Below are 16,332 nucleotides of genomic sequence, written 5' to 3' on the forward strand. Positions count from 1 at the left end.
CGCTATATCTCCCCGCCGCAAAAGCAGGCGGCGGGGAGGATGCCGCTTCCGTCGGGGGCTAAAGGCAAAGGCAGGGGCTTTTTTATCATCGCCCAAAAAAAACAATAACCGGCCTAATATTCATCCTCTATAAAGCCGGTCCGCTTATGCCCCGAAAAAATAAGCACCGTTTCAGGGTCATAATCAAAAACCGCTTTGAAATAAATACTGTCGGTTACTACCCCCGTCTGCGAACGCCCACCACGCGGAAATACACGCCCTTCAGTAATGGTAACCGATGATTCATCGGCTTCATTGAATGCGTCAGTTGCGCTGAAGGCAAGGTTCTGCACATCAGGGTTTACCTGCGCAATCAGTTCCCAGCCAAAATAAGTAAGCGGGGGCGAGGTGTCACCATAAAACCTGTCACTGATATACATTTTGCCGTTGTTGGCATCAAAAGTCCTGTGCAGCGCGTGCGGAATTAAAATTTGCCCTGTTGCCTCATCGGCAATATTGATCCACCACTCGCCGTTGAGTGCTGCCGTAGGGGTAGCTCCCGCATCATATTCATCATAACCCTCGTCTTCGCAGGATGTTACTGCCATTGCTGAAGCAAGGCATAACAGTATGGCTACTATATTTAATTTTATATATCTCATTGCTGTTGTCATTAAAATTGAACCTGTTCTAAGTGTATGTCAAAGGTGTACGTTGTTGATACGTCTGCCTGCCATACCGTTGTTAAATCAATAGAATTGTCGGCAGGATTTACCGTCATTTGAGTAATTTGTGCCTCACCACCGAAATAGGAGTTACTCAGGGTTGCAGGAAAATCAAAATCATTGGCAGGAATATTATTTGCAATAATTATACCTCCGGGAGTTTCTGAGCCCGGAATTGCCCTTCCAAACAAATACCATCCGCCAAATGCATCTGATATGCCATAGGTGCCATCTTCATTCTCCCAAATCAGTATATATTCAATATTTGTATATGCCGAGGCCGGGTTGCCCTGCACGCCGTTGCGGAATACTGTTGATCTGTATAAACCGGCAATACTGTTGGTGAGGTCTCCTGTTTCAGCAACAATTACTTCCCTTATTAACGTCCTGCTAAAACCTTCCTGATTAGTTGCGGTAAACTCTTGTGTGTATATGTCGGAAACATTGGTGTCCAGTATGTTTTCAAATGTATTGCCCCTGTATTGGCCTGAAAATTGTACCTCCAAGGGTACTTCATTTTCCGTCAATGGTTGCAATTGCCCCGGGGTCATTAAAGGGTTGTCCTTTTTCAACAATAATCACATCATCACCCATAATTTCTATTACAGGATAATTAGTTACCGATGATGCTATCGGGTCTTCCTCACTGCAGGAGAAAGAAACTACCGCCACAAGGCATAATGTGGCAGTCCTGGTATGTTTTAATATTTTTTTCATAGTTATTATTTATTCAGGTTTTTGGTCCCACCACACATTTTCAGTTATATTGTTCCTTTGCTGTATGTTAGGGTTGCGGTTTACTTCATAATCAGGATAGAATAGTATGCTTGGCACAGTGGTACCTGACAATACTGATATTCTTGACGGTATCCTGTTACCTTCGGCGTAATTCTCAGTACCTTCAGGAACTATTTCAGGATACTTGGTGCGCGTAGTTTCTATCCACGCTTCTATATTGTTCACATAAGCCAGCGCTGCCCATTTTTGCACTATTACCTGCCTCACCTGTTCCTCAACAGTGCCTCCGGGTGTATAGGCATAAGGCCCGGCGAGCAAATCATTAGCAGCCTGTAGCGCCTCATTGGCAGACAGGAATGTTTCTCCTTCTGAATCAAAAAAGTTTGCCTGGTAGGTTGCAAATGATGCCCTCACGCCTTCCTCATATTTTTGCTGGGCACCCGCCCCGCCCGCATAACGGATGAGCGCTTCTGCCTGAAGGAAATTACTTTCGGCTACAGTTATCAGGAATACAGGGGTTTGCCTTTGTACATTTGGCCTTGAATAGTTTACAGCCGTGTTGTTAAATTCATCGCCCGAACCTTGCGGTATCGATATATAATTTCCTGCAGTATTAGGGCGATAGACAAATTCAAGCCTCGGGTCATTATTAAGCACATAAAACTCGTGAAGTGAATTACTGGCAACATTATTCACATCGCCAAGCCCTGAGCCTTCATTAGATAGCTGCACACCAAAAAACGGGTTGGTCTGGTTAAGCGATGTACCGAAATTATCAAAAGCGGCATCCTCATCAATAAAATTATTCTCTGCTATCAGCGCGTTTACCGCTGCCGGGTTGGCCATTGGTGTGTAGGCCATCCTGAGGTATATGCGTAGTTTAAGCGTGTTGGCAAAACGGTTCCAGTTGTCCATATCGGCTCCATAGATTATATCCTGGCCTCCCACATCAGAAGGCACCGGATTGGCAGCATAAGCAGCCTGTGCTGCACTGATGCGCGCCAGCAGGTCCATGTATATCTCCTCCCCAGGGTCAGCCGCAGGTGTTATGTTCTGCAGCCCGCCCAAGGCCTGGCTGTAGGGCACATCGCCAAACAGGTCTACCAGCAACTGGTATGTATACGCCTGGAGTACAGTTGCTATCAGTGCGGTGCCGGTATCACCTGCGGCATTGGATGTGTCCAGTACATATTTAAGGTCATTCAGGCACCCTGCATACAGCTCTGTCCACAGCCTGTCAGCATAAGTAATATTAATATTATAAGCATCAATATTTTCATACTGGCTGGCTGTAGGCGCCTGGGTATGGTATTGTGCATAAAAGCCTCCCAGATTAGTAAGGTCGCCCCCGACCACGGTTGCCAGCGAAGCTTCAGATGCCGCGAGAGCAAGCCCCTTGTTGATTTCCTGGGGAAAATTAGGGTCCGTATTTATGTCAAGGTCTTCCTGGCAGGATGTGGATACTGCCACAAAAGCCAGTAAAGCGATTTTAAGTTTATTTTTCATTTCATTTATTTTTTAAAAATTAGCCCGGATTGCAAAGCCCATACTTCTTGTGGAAGGGTTGGCGCTAAATTCACCAAACTGGCTTTGCAGGTCGGTGCCGAAAGTAGATACTTCAGGGTCAATGTACTGGTTGCTGCGTGGTGTCCATAGGAACAGGTTACGCCCTATCACTGAGAACGACAGCCCCTGTATGAAAGATTTTTCAAGGTATTTGGCCGGAAGAGCGTAAGTAAGCACAACTTCACGCAGTTTAATAAAAGATTTATCAATAACGTTCTGCCTCGAGAGCGCATCCGCACGGTAGTAGTCATCCATGTGCTCCACATCTACAGGAGTAGTGTTAGGCTGGTAGGTAACATTGCCTGCCGCGTCAGTGACCCGCACTACCGATCCGGGTACAATAAAAGGCTCCCTGTTATTGAAGGTAGTGGTTACTGAGTTACCGGTAAAGCGGGTAATATCGGCAGTACGTGAATACATAAGGCCGCCTTGGCGTATATCAAAAGTAAAATCAAGCGATAAGCCTTTATAGCTAAGGGTATTTCCTATACCCATAGTATAGTCATATTGGGTATCGCCATATACTTCCCTTGTTGATGATGCAACCGGTATACCATTAACATCTACTACAATATTGCCGTTAGGGTCCCTTTCTGGTACGCTGCCAATAATAAGGCCTACGGGTTGCCCCTCTTTTGCAATTAACGATGTGGTGCTAAGCCCACCCAGTTCTACCTGTCCCAGCCTTGGGTCCAGTTCTTCAAGTACGGTGTTATTCGTAGTAAAGTTGACAGAGGTACTCCAGTTGAAGCCGTCTTCGTTGTTTTTGATCCACCCGAAGGTAACCAATGCTTCAAAACCTTCGTTTGATATAGTACCTATGTTTGCCGTCTGGCTGGTATAACCGCTACTCGGCGCCAGTGGCAGTGATAATATCTGGTCAACAACCCTTGCATTATAATATGTGGCATCTATTGACAGCCTGTTGTCAAAAAACGATGCCTCAAGGCCTATCTCAAATTCTTTTTTCCTCTCCGGGCGAAGGTCAGGGTTTTCAAGCCTGTTCCCAACTTCATAACCTGTTACCTGGTTTACCGGGAAGTTGTAGCTGCCGAAGCCCTGGTTGTCTGCACTGCCCAAAGCGAATATAGAATTTACCTGGTATGGGGCAGTATCATTACCGGATTCACCGTAACCACCTCTTAACTTACCGTAGTCCATAATATTTTTTAAACCCGGAAAGGTGTTCGTGAAAACCCAACTCACATTGGCCCCGCCATAGAAAAAGCTCCTGTTCTGTTCCGGAAGCGTGGAGAACCAGTCGTTCCTTGCATTCACCGTAAGGTAAATCTGGTTGTCATACGATAAAGTCGATGAATTGAACAGGCCGTATAGTTTCCTGTCTGATCTTGCAGATGAAACTGTAGGGACGTCAGCGCTGTTCGAGAACGAATAGAAGCCCTGTATATCCTGGCTTGGCACACTTGCCGCAAAGGATGTACCCCCCCTTGTATTCAGGTTAAAGCCAAAGGTTGACGCAAGGGCCAGCTTATCTGTGAACTCAAAATTGAGGTTGTATAGCAGGTCGTGGTTTATCTGCTTAAACGTATTGGAAACTTCAGAATAGGTGCCCGGTGCTTCTGAGGATTGCCCATTATTGGGGCTTCCGGGCGCTGCATCCACTTCGGCAGTCCATGTACGCAATAATTCGCTAAACACGTCAACACCGGCACGGTACGTAAAGCTTGACCACTTGTTGATTTCAGCCGATATTTCAAGCGATCCGTAAAAACGCTCTTTATTATAGTCGCTGCCGTTTTCATTTAAAGTAAAATAAGGGTTGGTTACCCCATATGGCGTATAATAGTTAGAAACGTTGTGGAACGGGCTGTTGTAATCCCTGAACTCAGTGATAGGTATATCATTAGGGATTTGCAGCAGGTTGTTATACACAGTCAGCCCTTGTCCTGTTGCTACCGCGCTGCCTGCCGTGTTCACATAGTTCATGTTCCCGTTAAGGGTAAAACCGCCTACTTTGGTAGTTCCTGAAAGGCCTATCGTATTCCGCTCAAATGAGTCGGCATTAGTTGGATATATACCATCCTGCTGCGTATTGGAATAAGAAAGGCGAACCGTTGACTCACCTGCACCGCCCGAAACGGATAGGGTATTTACTGTGGATATTCCCGTATCAAAAAAGTTTTCCAGCTGGTCTTCCTGAAATGCATAACGCTTTATAAGCTGTGAATTGTCCACAACATTACCCCATGGGCGCACCTGGTTATCAAACCTTGGCCCCCATGAGCCGTTCTCGTTCAGGTAATGGATTCCGTCCCATCCCTGCCCAAACTGGTTTTGGTACTTTGGTGTCCTCAGCACCTCCGAGAAAAAGGTTGTTGTTGAAAAATCAATGGCAAGCTTGCCCGCCTGGCCTTTCTTTGTGGTTATGATAATAACACCGTTAGCGGCCCTTGAACCATACAGTGCAGTTGCCGAAGCACCTTTAAGCACGGTCAGGCTGGCAATATCATCCGGATTAATATCCCCTGAGCCCCGGCCGAAATCATAACCGCCGTTGAGGCTTGACGAGAAAGTAGACTGGTTATTGATAGGAATACCGTCAACAACAAACAGTGGCTGGTTTTCCTGAGAAAGCGAACTGATACCCCGGATGAGAATACCTGATGATGCACCCGGGTCTGTTGATGCGTTCGAAATTACCACACCGGCTACTTTACCCTTTAACGCATCGGCAATATTGGGCTGCGAGCCTTGTACAATTTGTTCTGAACGCACGGTGGTGGTGGCAGCACCTATTGATGCCTTTTCCCTGCGGATACCTACTGCCGTTACCACTACGGTTTCCAGCTGCGTAGCCACATCCTGCATGGTAACATTAATTGTGGTTGAAGTTGCAGGCAGTTCGCGGGTTTGCATCCCGATGAAACTGAATACGAGGATATCGGTAGGAGCAGCTTCAATACTAAACCTTCCGTCAAAATCTGTCGATACCCCTGTTGTAGTGCCCCGTATTACTACATTAACACCAGGAAGCGGGAGCCCTCCCTGGTCCGTAACAGTTCCTGAAACTGTCCGTTCCTGCGCAAATGTAATTTGCATTATCAACGCAAATAGCAGCGTTAATAAACCCTTTAGTTTTGCTTTCATTAAGTTAGATTTGAGTTACAGAAACCAAATTTCTAATGAAGGCAGGTATATGGCAAGCGTTTTATGACAACGTTAATTTAAGTTTATGATAACATTTTGACAATAATTCTTACTAAACTATAATTATAATAACATTTAGAAGATTTTTATTGTTAATTGTTTAAAAATTTGTCTTAAAGCTTAAATGGATGACCGAGTTAGACAGGCGTATTTGCTGCCCCCTGGTGCTGCCGTTTGCATATACGATATTGAACAGTCCTGTTTTGGTCAGCAGCCCAAACCCAAAGCCAAGACCCAGCAGGTTATCACGAAGTTCTGAAGTTTCATCCTGGAAATAACCGTAATCGGTGATGGAATGGACGTATATAGAAGGCGACAAAATGTAGCGGTATTCTACCATAAGGGCAGAGTACAGGCTGGCCTGCAGGCTGTTTTCGTTAAAACCCCTTATGGAATTGATGCCCCCAAACCGGTACAGTTCATTAATAACATAGTTGCTGCTGTTAAGGTAAAAGGTCTGGTTCTTCAGGTTAATGATATTATTCCGGTTTAGGTACAGGTTGTGCGCAGCGCTTATCTGGGCAAAATACTGGTCACTGTCGCCTGCTTTTGAGTCACGGCTGCCGAAGCCTGCCTTAATGGATAATACTGTCTTTTCAGGGAAAAGGAAATCATCAACAGTATATCGGGTAAACTCGTATGTAGATGTCCAGAAAGCGCTGGAAAAATCACTTAGTGAGGCCGTATTTTGGTTCTGTATGTCGGTTGACTGGGTCTGCTGCCGCCCAAAGAATAATTTTGAATTGTAGCTGAAATAATATCCCAGGTTTACCTCAGTAACCGTGGTTTGGAAAGTGCTGTCCTGCCTGAATATACGCAGTGCTGCTTTTATCCCAATAGGGCTTTTAAACAGGTAAGGCAGCTCAGCGGAGGCATTAAATGTAGTTTGCCTGTTGCCGTCGCTTTTCCAGAAAAGGTTTAGCTTTTCCCCGGAGTTTAGTATGTTGTTCAGGGCAAGGTCAAGGTATCCTGTAAATACCAGGTTGCTGCTTTCGTCATTATTAAAGCCAATAAAGCCATCAAAAACATTGGGTTTTGCCTTTTGCAGGTAAACATATACCTTGGTAGTGTCCTTTTTAAACAATATTTCAGGGTAGCGGGCCTGGCTTACAAATCGCAATGAGTTAAAATCTTTGTTAACACGTTCCAGCGTCTGCTGGTTAAAGGTTTTTCCTTTATATTGCCGGGTTATATTGCGCCGTATGCCTTCGGGGAATTTAGGATAGCCTTCAAGCACAATATCGTCAAGCGATCGCTTTTTTTCAGTTTTCAGTGTGAGTTCAGCATGTAGCACGTTCCCTTGCCGGGTATAGTTTACCAGCCGCATGGAACTCAGCGAATACCCTTTTCGCTCAAGGGCGGCAACATTGCTGTTCATGTAGTCTTCCACTTCGGCAGGAGCCAGTACAAGCGTGTCCTTGCTTATTTCAAGCAGGGCCTTCTCATCAGCCTCCAATTTGCCGGTATATATATGTACCGCACGCGTTTGCCTTCCTGTTGCTATAGTATATAAAAACAAGGTGTCGTTTACCTTGCGCATGCCTGTTATCTCATTTTCCAGGTACCCGGCCTTAGTAAGCCTGCTGCACATAAGTGCTGCCTCATCGGCAACGGCGCGTGCATTTTCATGCATCCTCTTATAGGACAGTGAATCAATAATGCGTGTTTCGGCATCGCCGGCACCCTCAATTTTAAGGCTGAGGTTTTGCCCCGTAAGCGGCAGCCACAACAGGAGTATAATAAATATGGAAAGATAATTTTTCAATGCAGCAGTATAACCGCTACAAATAACGCAAAAAATGCCTGAAAAATATGCAGGCGGGTTTGGGCTGACAATCCATTTGAAAATTAATGGATTAAGATTTGTTTTGTAAATTATAATTCCTACATTTGCAACCCCGTAAAAAGCGGGTTATTTAAACATAAGAAATTTTAGTATTAATTATGCCAACAATTCAACAATTAGTAAGAACAGGGAGAGCCCAGATAACTAAGAAGAGTAAATCGGCTGCTTTAGATTCTTGCCCTCAGCGAAGAGGAGTATGTACACGTGTGTACACCACTACACCAAAGAAACCGAATTCTGCAATGCGTAAGGTTGCCAGGGTTCGTTTAACCAATGGTAACGAGGTGAACGCGTACATCCCGGGTGAAGGCCACAATCTGCAAGAGCACTCGATAGTATTAGTTAGGGGTGGAAGGGTTAAAGACTTGCCTGGTGTTAGATACCACATTGTTCGTGGTGCTCTGGATACTGCCGGTGTAAACGGAAGGCTGCAGAGGAGGTCTAAATACGGTGCAAAACGCCCTAAAGACAAAAAGTAATTTTAAAAACTTTTAAAGTAAAGACATGAGAAAAAGACAGGCCAAAAAAAGACCTCTTTTACCGGATCCGAGGTTTAACGACCAGTTGGTAACACGTTTTGTGAACAACCTTATGTGGGACGGTAAAAAATCAACTGCTTTCAAAGTATTCTATGATGCTATTGATATCGTGGAAACTAAAAAACAAGACGCAGAAAAATCTGCCCTTGAAACTTGGAAGGATGCCCTTACAAACGTTATGCCTCACGTAGAAGTGCGTAGCCGCCGTGTAGGTGGTGCTACATTCCAGATCCCGATGCAGATACGTCCGGACAGGAAAATATCCATGGCTATGAAGTGGATGATTCTTTATGCAAGGAAGAGAAATGAGAAATCCATGGCTCAAAAGCTGGCTTCTGAAATCCTGGCTGCTTCCAAGGAAGAAGGTGCTGCTGTTAAAAAGAGGATGGATACCCACAAAATGGCAGAAGCTAACAAGGCATTCTCTCACTTCAGGTTTTAATTCATAAAGAAACATTTAAAATGGCTAGAGATTTAAAATATACAAGAAACATAGGTATCGCCGCTCACATTGATGCCGGTAAAACAACAACTACCGAGCGTATACTGTTTTACACCGGTAAATCACACAAAATAGGTGAGGTGCACGATGGTGCTGCCACTATGGACTGGATGGCCCAGGAGCAGGAAAGGGGTATTACCATTACTTCGGCTGCTACTACCTGTACGTGGAATTTCCCAACTGACCAGGGTAAGGTTATCCCTGAATCACAAGGGTACCACTTTAACATCATCGATACTCCGGGCCACGTTGACTTTACCGTTGAGGTAAACCGTTCGCTTAGGGTTCTTGATGGGCTTGTGTTCCTTTTTAGTGCTGTTGACGGTGTTGAGCCGCAATCAGAAACTAACTGGAGGCTTGCTGATAACTACAAAGTACCGCGTATGGGCTTTGTTAACAAAATGGACCGCCAGGGTTCAAATTTCCTTGCCGTTTGCCAGCAGGTTAAAGACATGCTTAAGAGCAACGCGGTGCCAATTGTACTTCCTATTGGTGATGAGGCTGATTTTAAAGGAGTAGTAGACCTTATAAAGAACCAGGCTATTGTATGGCATGATGAAACACAGGGTGCTACCTTTGATATTGTGCCTATCCCTGCTGATATGGTAGAGGAGGCTCGCCAGTACAGGTCACAGCTTATCGAAGAGGTGGCTGCGTATGATGAGAACCTTCTTGAAAAGTACATGGAAGATGAAAACTCAATTACTGAGGAAGAAATAAACAATGCATTAAGGAAAGCTACTATTGATATGGCTATCATTCCTATGCTTTGCGGTTCTTCATTTAAAAATAAAGGTGTTCAGTTCATGCTTGACGCTGTTTGTAAATTCCTTCCTTCGCCTCTTGATAAAGAAGCTATTGAAGGTACAAACCCTGATACTGACGAGCCTATTTCCCGTAAGCCGTCGGCTGATGAGCCTTTTGCAGCCCTTGCATTTAAAATTGCAACTGACCCTTATGTAGGGCGTCTTGCATTCTTCAGGGCTTATTCAGGCCGTCTTGATGCAGGTTCTTATGTGTTTAACACACGTTCAGGCAACAAAGAGCGTATTTCACGTATCTACCAGATGCACGCTAACAAGCAAAACCCTATCGAATTTATCGAGGCCGGTGATATTGGTGCAGCTGTAGGTTTTAAAGATATTAAGACAGGTGATACGCTATGCGATGAAAAACACCCTATTGTACTTGAAAGTATGAACTTCCCTGATCCGGTAATCGGTATCGCGGTTGAGCCAAAAACTAAGGCTGACGTTGATAAAATGGGTATGGCTCTTGCAAAACTTGCAGAGGAAGACCCAACCTTTACCGTAAGGACTGATCACGCTTCAGGACAAACTATCATCTCGGGTATGGGTGAGCTTCACCTTGACATCCTTGTTGACCGCCTTAAGCGTGAATTTAAGGTTGAGGTTAACCAGGGAGAGCCTCAGGTGGAATATAAAGAAGCTATTACCCGTTCTGCAAACCACAGGGAAGTTTACAAGAAACAAACCGGTGGACGTGGTAAATTTGCTGACATCGTTTTCAGGATTGAGCCTGCTGACGAGGTTGACGGAAAAGCGCCTGTAGGCCTTCAGTTCGTTAACGAAGTTAAAGGTGGTAACGTTCCTAAAGAATATATCCCTGCTGTAGAAAAAGGCTTTAAAGAAGCTATGAAACAGGGGCCTCTTGCAGGTTACGAGGTTGACAGTATAAAAGTTACCCTTCTTGACGGTTCTTTCCACCCTGTTGACTCGGATGCACTTTCATTTGAACTTGCGGCCAAACTGGGTTACAAAGAAGCGGCTAAAGCTGCCGGTGCTGTAATCCTTGAGCCTATAATGAAGCTTGAAGTGCTTACCCCGGAAGAAAACATGGGTGATATTGTTGGTGACCTTAACCGCCGTCGCGGCCAGATCAACAACATGGATGACAGGGCAGGTTCTAAAGTAGTTAAAGCAAGCGTTCCTCTTTCTGAAATGTTTGGTTATGTTACTACCCTAAGGACATTATCTTCAGGTAGGGCTACTTCAACAATGGAGTTCTCTCACTATGCTGAAACACCTTCTAACATTGCAGAAGAAGTTATTAAAAAAGCTAAAGGAAACGCTTAATCTTAAAGAAAATGAGTCAGAAAATCAGAATAAAACTAAAATCATACGATCACAGCCTTGTAGATAAGTCTGCCGAGAAGATCGTTAAAACCGTAAAAAGTACAGGTGCGGTGGTAACAGGTCCTATTCCGTTGCCTACACACAAAAAGATTTTTACCGTATTGCGTTCTCCGCACGTAAACAAAAAATCAAGGGAGCAGTTTGAAGTAAGCTCTTATAAAAGGCTTCTTGATATTTACAGTTCTTCTTCAAAAACCATTGATGCCCTAATGAAATTAGAGCTTCCAAGCGGTGTTGAAGTAGAGATCAAAGTGTGATAAACAAAATTTGAGCATTATGAGAATTGGGTATTGAGAGCAATCTCTGTACTCAATTCTCATGTCTCATTACTAATAAAGAATTTTAATTTTTAATTATTTAATATGTCTGGGTTAATTGGTAGAAAAATCGGCATGACCAGTATTTTCGATGAGAACGGGAAAAACATTCCCTGTACAGTAATCGAAGCTGGCCCATGCGTTGTTACCCAAGTCAGAACCAACGAGGTTGACGGGTATGAAGCGTTGCAACTTGGTTTCGATGACAAAGCAGAAAAACATGCTACAAAAGCGGCTGTTGGCCACTTCAAGAAAGCTGGTACTACTGCAAAGAAAAAAGTCGTTGAGTTCCAGTTTGAGAACGAGTACAAGCTAGGTGATGTTATCACTGTAGATGTTTTCGCAGAAGGCGAATTTGTTGATGTAAAAGGAGTTTCAAAAGGTAAGGGCTTCCAGGGTGTTGTAAAACGCCATGGTTTTGGTGGTGTTGGCCAGTCAACCCACGGTCAGCACAACCGTTTGAGAGCGCCGGGTTCGGTAGGAGCGTCATCTTACCCGTCTCGTGTATTCAAAGGAATGCGCATGGCAGGAAGAACCGGTGGAGATAATGTAACAGTTCAAAACCTTAGAGTTTTAAAAGTAGTTGCCGATAAAAACCTTTTAGTTGTTAAAGGTGCTATACCGGGACACAAAAACTCTTACGTAATCATTCAGAAGTAATGGAAGTAAAAGTATTAGATATCAACGGAAAAGAAACTGGCAGGACGGTAAGCCTTTCTGATTCAGTATTCGGCATTGAGCCTAATAACCATGCAATATACCTTGATGTTAAGCAATATCTTGCTAACCAGAGGCAGGGTACCCACAAAGCTAAAGAAAGAGCTGAGGTAACCGGAAGTACACGCAAGGTTAAAAAACAAAAGGGAACCGGTACTGCACGTGCAGGTAGTGTTAAGAGCCCATTGTTTAAAGGAGGAGGTACGGTTTTCGGCCCAAGGCCAAGGAGCTACTCTTTCAAGCTTAACAAAAACCTTAAGCGCCTTGCAAGGAAATCTGCCCTTGCGCTTAAGGCAAAAGAATCAAACTTAGTAGTCCTTGAAGACTTTAATTTTGATGCCCCTAACACTAAGAATTTCGTTAACGTTTTGAAAGCTTTAGGGTTAGAGAACAAAAAATCTTTGTTTGTGTTGGGTGATACAAATAAAAATGTATATTTGTCCTCACGCAATTTAAAGGCTTCTACTGTCGTAACTAATTCAGAATTAAGTACTTATGCGATATTAAACGCTAATAATTTAGTTCTTTTGGAAAGCTCATTAGAAGGAATTGTTGAAAATTTAAGCAAATAATAGGGATATGAGCATTATTATTAAGCCTATCATCACTGAAAAAATAACCAAAGACGGAGAAGTTTTTAACCGTTTTGGTTTCATTGTTGATAAAAAAGCAAACAAGATACAGATAAAGCAGGCTGTTGAGGCTGCTTACGGTGTGTCTGTTGTTGATGTAAACACAATGAACTACAGGGCTGATAGAACAGTTAAATACACTAAAAGTGGTTTGATCTCTGGAAAGACAAATGCTTACAAAAAAGCAGTTGTGCAAGTACAGGAAGGAGAAACAATAGATTTTTATAACAATATCTAATAGAAAATGTCAGTTAGAAAATTAAAACCTATTACCGCGGGCCAGCGTTTTAGAGTTGTAAATAGCTTTGACACTATTACAACTGATAAGCCGGAGCGTTCACTGATCGCACCGAAAAAAAGCTCAGGCGGTAGAAATAGTCAAGGAAAAATGACCATGCGTTATACAGGCGGTGGTCACAAGCAAAGGTATCGTATTGTTGATTTTAAAAGGGCAAAAACAGGTGTTCCTGCAACCGTTAAAACAATAGAGTACGATCCAAACCGTTCAGCATTCATCTCCCTATTGTATTATGCTGATGGTACAAAAACTTATATCATTGCACAAAACGGACTTCAGGTTGGGCAAACCGTGGTTTCAGGAGCTGATGCAGCACCGGAAATCGGTAACGCTTTACCTCTAAGTAAAATTCCTCTGGGAACTGTTATATCTTGCATTGAACTACGTCCGGGCCAGGGAGCAGTTATTGCCCGTAGTGCCGGTACTTTCGCCCAGCTTATGGCAAGGGATGGAAAGTATGCTACAATCAAAATGCCTTCAGGCGAAACCAGGTTAATCCTTTTAACCTGTATGGCTACAATCGGGGCTGTTTCTAACTCTGACCACCAGCTTATCGTTTCTGGTAAGGCAGGTAGGTCTCGCTGGTTAGGCAGAAGGCCAAGAACTAGGGCCGTAGCGATGAACCCTGTAGATCACCCGATGGGTGGTGGTGAAGGTCGTTCTTCAGGAGGTCACCCACGTTCAAGGAAAGGCTTACCGGCTAAAGGTTACAGAACTCGTTCTAAAGTTAACCCGAGTAATAAGTATATCGTAGAACGTAGAAAGAAATAATAAGTAAGATATGGCACGTTCATTAAAAAAAGGACCTTTCGTTCATTATAAGTTAGATAAGAAAGTTCAGGAAAATATCGAAAAAGGTAACAAAGGTGTGGTTAAGACATGGTCTCGCGCTTCAATGATTACCCCTGATTTTGTTGGACAGACTATCGCGGTTCACAACGGTCGTCAATTTGTACCGGTGTATGTTACAGAAAACATGGTAGGTCATAAACTAGGAGAATTTTCACCAACTCGCTCTTTCAGGGGCCACGCTGGTGCTAAAAATAAAGGTAAAAAATAACAGCAATGGGAGTTCGTAAAAGAGAAACTGCAGATGCAAGGAAAGAGGCTAATAAGTCTATCGCATTCGCAAAGCTAAATAACTGCCCTACCTCGCCAAGGAAAATGCGCCTTGTTGCGGATCTTGTTAGAGGTCAGAAAGTAGAATTAGCGCTTAATATATTAAGGTTCAGTTCAAAAGAAGCTTCGCGCAAACTTGAAAAACTGTTACTTTCAGCTATCAACAACTGGCAGCAGAAAAACAGCGAGGAAAGTCTTGAAGAAGCAGGCTTATTCGTAAAAGAAATAAGGGTTGACGGCGGAATGATGCTAAAAAGGCTAAGGCCTGCACCACAGGGCCGTGCCCACAGGATAAGAAAGCGTTCTAACCACGTTACTATCGTGCTTGGAGCCATTAACAATAATACACAAAGCAATTAATAAACAGTATGGGACAAAAGACAAATCCAATCGGGAATCGCCTTGGTATCATCCGTGGCTGGGACTCTAACTGGTATGGTGGAAATGATTACGGCGATAAACTTGCCGAGGATCACAAAATCAGAAAGTATATCCATGCCCGTTTATCAAAAGCGAGTGTATCTAAAGTAATCATCGAGAGGACTTTAAAGCTTGTAACCGTTACTATCACCACTGCACGTCCCGGTATCATCGGGAAAGGCGGCCAGGAGGTAGACAAGCTGAAAGAGGAACTTAAGAAAATTACTGACAAAGAGGTTCAGATCAACATCTTTGAAATTAAAAGGCCGGAGCTTGACGCATTCCTTGTAGCTACCAGCATTGCCCGCCAGATTGAAAGCCGTATCTCTTACAGGAGGGCTATAAAAATGGCTATTGCTGCTGCTATGCGTATGAACGCAGAGGGTGTTAAAGTAATGATTTCAGGCCGTTTGAACGGTGCTGAAATGGCACGTTCAGAAATGTTCAAAGAAGGTCGTATTCCTCTGTCAACTTTCAGGGCGGACATTGATTACTCACTGGCTGAAGCTCACACTACTTATGGTAGGATGGGTATCAAAGTGTGGATCATGAAAGGTGAAGTTTACGGTAAAAGGGATCTTTCTCCGTTAGTAGGTATGGACAAAAAACAGTCTAAATCTTCAGGATCTCAAAGAGAAGGCAAGCCGGCAGGCAGGCCTGATGGTAAACCACAACGCAAAAGAAAGTAATTATTTAAACTAAAGAAAAATGTTACAGCCTAAAAGAACAAAATACCGCAAGGTACAGAAAGGTAGAATGAAAGGCGTATCTCAAAGGGGGCACGAGCTTTCAAACGGAATGTTTGGCATCAAGTCTTTAGATTCATCTTTTATTACTTCCCGCCAAATTGAGGCTGCACGTATTGCTGCAACCCGTTTTATGAAAAGGGAAGGTCAATTATGGATTAAGATATTCCCGGATAAGCCTATTACCAAAAAACCTCTTGAGGTACGTATGGGTAAAGGTAAGGGTGCAGTTGAATATTGGGCTGCAGTTGTTAAGCCGGGAAGAATTATGTTTGAAGTAGGAGGCGTTCCTTTGTCAGTAGCTAAAGAGGCCCTTCGCCTTGCTGCACAAAAGCTTCCTGTAAAAACTAAGTTTATAGTAGCCAGGGATTTCGAGGCATAATCTAATTTATTATGAAACAATCAGAAATTAAAGATCTATCTGCAGCTGAGTTACAAGGTAAACTTGGTGAATTAAAAAAGACATATGCCGACCTAAAATCAGCTCACGCTATCTCTCCTATTGAAAACCCCCTGCAAATACGTACTGTAAGGAGGTCTATCGCAAGGGTAGCCGCTGAGTTAAGCAAAAGAGAGTTACAATAATTGTAATCCAAGCTGAAAGATGGAAAAAAGAAACTTAAGAAAAGAGAGAATAGGTGTTGTTACCAGCAATAAAATGGAGAAATCCATTGTTGTTTCTCAAACAACCAGGGTAAAGCACCCATTATATGGTAAGTTCGTACTAAAAACTAAGAAGTTTGTAGCACACGACGAAAAAAATGACTGTAACATTGGCGATACAGTAAGGATAATGGAAACACGTCCTTTGAGTAAAACTAAGTGTTGGAGGCTAGTTGAAATCATTGAAAGAGCGAAGTAATT

At 43.6% G+C, this 16,332-nt stretch carries 20 protein-coding genes; 14 read left to right on the plus strand and 6 right to left on the minus strand.

Going from position 1 to position 16,332, the window contains the following annotated elements:
- Window positions 1-113: 113 nt before the first annotated feature.
- The 6 genes from CHU92_RS06050 to CHU92_RS06075 form a co-directional block, all read right to left on the minus strand.
- Entirely contained in the window at window positions 114-641 is a 528-nt protein-coding gene (locus tag CHU92_RS06050) for a lipid-binding protein (protein WP_094413689.1), read from the minus strand.
- A gap of 11 nt (window positions 642-652) precedes the next feature.
- Entirely contained in the window at window positions 653-1,210 is a 558-nt protein-coding gene (locus CHU92_RS06055) for a hypothetical protein (protein WP_129583019.1), read from the minus strand.
- 7 nt (window positions 1,211-1,217) lie between these two features.
- Window positions 1,218-1,421 carry a DUF5011/hyalin repeat domain-containing protein gene (locus tag CHU92_RS06060; protein WP_094413625.1) on the minus strand — a complete coding sequence of 68 codons (204 nt, stop codon included), beginning with the start codon at window positions 1,419-1,421 and terminating at the stop codon, window positions 1,218-1,220.
- A 9-nt stretch (window positions 1,422-1,430) separates the two neighbouring features.
- Entirely contained in the window at window positions 1,431-2,948 is a 1,518-nt protein-coding gene (locus tag CHU92_RS06065; RefSeq protein ID WP_094413627.1) for a SusD/RagB family nutrient-binding outer membrane lipoprotein, read from the minus strand.
- 12 nt (window positions 2,949-2,960) lie between these two features.
- Window positions 2,961-6,116, minus strand: a complete 3,156-nt coding sequence (locus CHU92_RS06070) for a SusC/RagA family TonB-linked outer membrane protein (protein ID WP_243389562.1) — start codon at window positions 6,114-6,116, stop codon at window positions 2,961-2,963.
- A 160-nt stretch (window positions 6,117-6,276) separates the two neighbouring features.
- Entirely contained in the window at window positions 6,277-7,941 is a 1,665-nt protein-coding gene (locus CHU92_RS06075) for a BamA/TamA family outer membrane protein (protein WP_094413629.1), read from the minus strand.
- A gap of 179 nt (window positions 7,942-8,120) precedes the next feature.
- Between CHU92_RS06075 and rpsL the strand changes: the two genes are divergently transcribed.
- From rpsL to rpsQ, 14 genes are all read left to right on the plus strand, one after another.
- The gene (rpsL, locus tag CHU92_RS06080; protein ID WP_035129761.1) at window positions 8,121-8,501 is read left to right on the plus strand and encodes a 30S ribosomal protein S12; all 381 of its coding nucleotides are present in this window, start codon (window positions 8,121-8,123) and stop codon (window positions 8,499-8,501) included.
- A 25-nt stretch (window positions 8,502-8,526) separates the two neighbouring features.
- Complete coding sequence (gene rpsG / locus CHU92_RS06085) at window positions 8,527-9,003, plus strand: 30S ribosomal protein S7 (RefSeq protein ID WP_094413631.1); 477 nt, start codon at window positions 8,527-8,529, stop codon at window positions 9,001-9,003.
- 20 nt (window positions 9,004-9,023) lie between these two features.
- Window positions 9,024-11,159: an elongation factor G gene (fusA, locus tag CHU92_RS06090; protein WP_094413633.1), complete on the plus strand. Its 2,136-nt coding sequence runs from the start codon at window positions 9,024-9,026 to the stop codon at window positions 11,157-11,159.
- 11 nt (window positions 11,160-11,170) lie between these two features.
- Window positions 11,171-11,476, plus strand: a complete 306-nt coding sequence (gene rpsJ / locus CHU92_RS06095) for a 30S ribosomal protein S10 (RefSeq protein ID WP_020213633.1) — start codon at window positions 11,171-11,173, stop codon at window positions 11,474-11,476.
- A gap of 105 nt (window positions 11,477-11,581) precedes the next feature.
- Window positions 11,582-12,196, plus strand: a complete 615-nt coding sequence (gene rplC, locus CHU92_RS06100) for a 50S ribosomal protein L3 (protein ID WP_094413635.1) — start codon at window positions 11,582-11,584, stop codon at window positions 12,194-12,196.
- Entirely contained in the window at window positions 12,196-12,825 is a 630-nt protein-coding gene (rplD, locus tag CHU92_RS06105) for a 50S ribosomal protein L4 (RefSeq protein ID WP_094413637.1), read from the plus strand. Before rplC ends, rplD begins: the two co-directional genes overlap by 1 nt.
- A gap of 7 nt (window positions 12,826-12,832) precedes the next feature.
- Window positions 12,833-13,123: a 50S ribosomal protein L23 gene (rplW, locus tag CHU92_RS06110; RefSeq protein ID WP_094413639.1), complete on the plus strand. Its 291-nt coding sequence runs from the start codon at window positions 12,833-12,835 to the stop codon at window positions 13,121-13,123.
- 6 nt (window positions 13,124-13,129) lie between these two features.
- Complete coding sequence (rplB, locus tag CHU92_RS06115) at window positions 13,130-13,954, plus strand: 50S ribosomal protein L2 (RefSeq protein WP_094413641.1); 825 nt, start codon at window positions 13,130-13,132, stop codon at window positions 13,952-13,954.
- A 10-nt stretch (window positions 13,955-13,964) separates the two neighbouring features.
- Window positions 13,965-14,243, plus strand: a complete 279-nt coding sequence (gene rpsS, locus CHU92_RS06120; protein WP_014085019.1) for a 30S ribosomal protein S19 — start codon at window positions 13,965-13,967, stop codon at window positions 14,241-14,243.
- Window positions 14,244-14,248: 5 nt separating this feature from the next.
- The gene (rplV, locus tag CHU92_RS06125; protein WP_094413643.1) at window positions 14,249-14,662 is read left to right on the plus strand and encodes a 50S ribosomal protein L22; all 414 of its coding nucleotides are present in this window, start codon (window positions 14,249-14,251) and stop codon (window positions 14,660-14,662) included.
- Window positions 14,663-14,670: 8 nt separating this feature from the next.
- Window positions 14,671-15,411: a 30S ribosomal protein S3 gene (rpsC, locus tag CHU92_RS06130; RefSeq protein WP_094413645.1), complete on the plus strand. Its 741-nt coding sequence runs from the start codon at window positions 14,671-14,673 to the stop codon at window positions 15,409-15,411.
- A gap of 19 nt (window positions 15,412-15,430) precedes the next feature.
- The gene (rplP, locus tag CHU92_RS06135; protein WP_094413647.1) at window positions 15,431-15,850 is read left to right on the plus strand and encodes a 50S ribosomal protein L16; all 420 of its coding nucleotides are present in this window, start codon (window positions 15,431-15,433) and stop codon (window positions 15,848-15,850) included.
- Between the two features lie 11 nt (window positions 15,851-15,861).
- A complete protein-coding gene (gene rpmC / locus CHU92_RS06140) occupies window positions 15,862-16,053 on the plus strand; it encodes a 50S ribosomal protein L29 (RefSeq protein WP_094413649.1) in 192 nt (63 codons plus the stop codon).
- A 19-nt stretch (window positions 16,054-16,072) separates the two neighbouring features.
- Window positions 16,073-16,330, plus strand: a complete 258-nt coding sequence (gene rpsQ, locus CHU92_RS06145; protein ID WP_094413651.1) for a 30S ribosomal protein S17 — start codon at window positions 16,073-16,075, stop codon at window positions 16,328-16,330.
- The last annotated feature ends 2 nt before the right edge of the window (window positions 16,331-16,332 follow it).

The sequence above is a fragment of the Flavobacterium cyanobacteriorum genome (assembly GCF_002251835.1).
Taxonomy (GTDB): Bacteria; Bacteroidota; Bacteroidia; order Flavobacteriales; family Flavobacteriaceae; genus Flavobacterium; species Flavobacterium cyanobacteriorum.

What these genes read in the sequence shown, in the direction of transcription:
- CHU92_RS06050 (WP_094413689.1), bottom strand. Translation starts at nt 641, where the DNA reads ATGAGATATATAAAATTAAATATAGTAGCCATACTGTTATGCCTTGCT.
- CHU92_RS06060 (WP_094413625.1), bottom strand. Translation starts at nt 1,421, where the DNA reads ATGAAAAAAATATTAAAACATACCAGGACTGCCACATTATGCCTTGTG.
- CHU92_RS06065 (WP_094413627.1), bottom strand. Translation starts at nt 2,948, where the DNA reads ATGAAAAATAAACTTAAAATCGCTTTACTGGCTTTTGTGGCAGTATCC.
- CHU92_RS06070 (WP_243389562.1), bottom strand. Translation starts at nt 6,116, where the DNA reads ATGAAAGCAAAACTAAAGGGTTTATTAACGCTGCTATTTGCGTTGATA.
- rpsL (WP_035129761.1), top strand. Translation starts at nt 8,121, where the DNA reads ATGCCAACAATTCAACAATTAGTAAGAACAGGGAGAGCCCAGATAACT.
- rpsG (WP_094413631.1), top strand. Translation starts at nt 8,527, where the DNA reads ATGAGAAAAAGACAGGCCAAAAAAAGACCTCTTTTACCGGATCCGAGG.
- fusA (WP_094413633.1), top strand. Translation starts at nt 9,024, where the DNA reads ATGGCTAGAGATTTAAAATATACAAGAAACATAGGTATCGCCGCTCAC.
- rpsJ (WP_020213633.1), top strand. Translation starts at nt 11,171, where the DNA reads ATGAGTCAGAAAATCAGAATAAAACTAAAATCATACGATCACAGCCTT.
- rplC (WP_094413635.1), top strand. Translation starts at nt 11,582, where the DNA reads ATGTCTGGGTTAATTGGTAGAAAAATCGGCATGACCAGTATTTTCGAT.
- rplD (WP_094413637.1), top strand. Translation starts at nt 12,196, where the DNA reads ATGGAAGTAAAAGTATTAGATATCAACGGAAAAGAAACTGGCAGGACG.
- rplW (WP_094413639.1), top strand. Translation starts at nt 12,833, where the DNA reads ATGAGCATTATTATTAAGCCTATCATCACTGAAAAAATAACCAAAGAC.
- rplB (WP_094413641.1), top strand. Translation starts at nt 13,130, where the DNA reads ATGTCAGTTAGAAAATTAAAACCTATTACCGCGGGCCAGCGTTTTAGA.
- rpsS (WP_014085019.1), top strand. Translation starts at nt 13,965, where the DNA reads ATGGCACGTTCATTAAAAAAAGGACCTTTCGTTCATTATAAGTTAGAT.
- rplV (WP_094413643.1), top strand. Translation starts at nt 14,249, where the DNA reads ATGGGAGTTCGTAAAAGAGAAACTGCAGATGCAAGGAAAGAGGCTAAT.
- rpsC (WP_094413645.1), top strand. Translation starts at nt 14,671, where the DNA reads ATGGGACAAAAGACAAATCCAATCGGGAATCGCCTTGGTATCATCCGT.
- rplP (WP_094413647.1), top strand. Translation starts at nt 15,431, where the DNA reads ATGTTACAGCCTAAAAGAACAAAATACCGCAAGGTACAGAAAGGTAGA.
- rpmC (WP_094413649.1), top strand. Translation starts at nt 15,862, where the DNA reads ATGAAACAATCAGAAATTAAAGATCTATCTGCAGCTGAGTTACAAGGT.
- rpsQ (WP_094413651.1), top strand. Translation starts at nt 16,073, where the DNA reads ATGGAAAAAAGAAACTTAAGAAAAGAGAGAATAGGTGTTGTTACCAGC.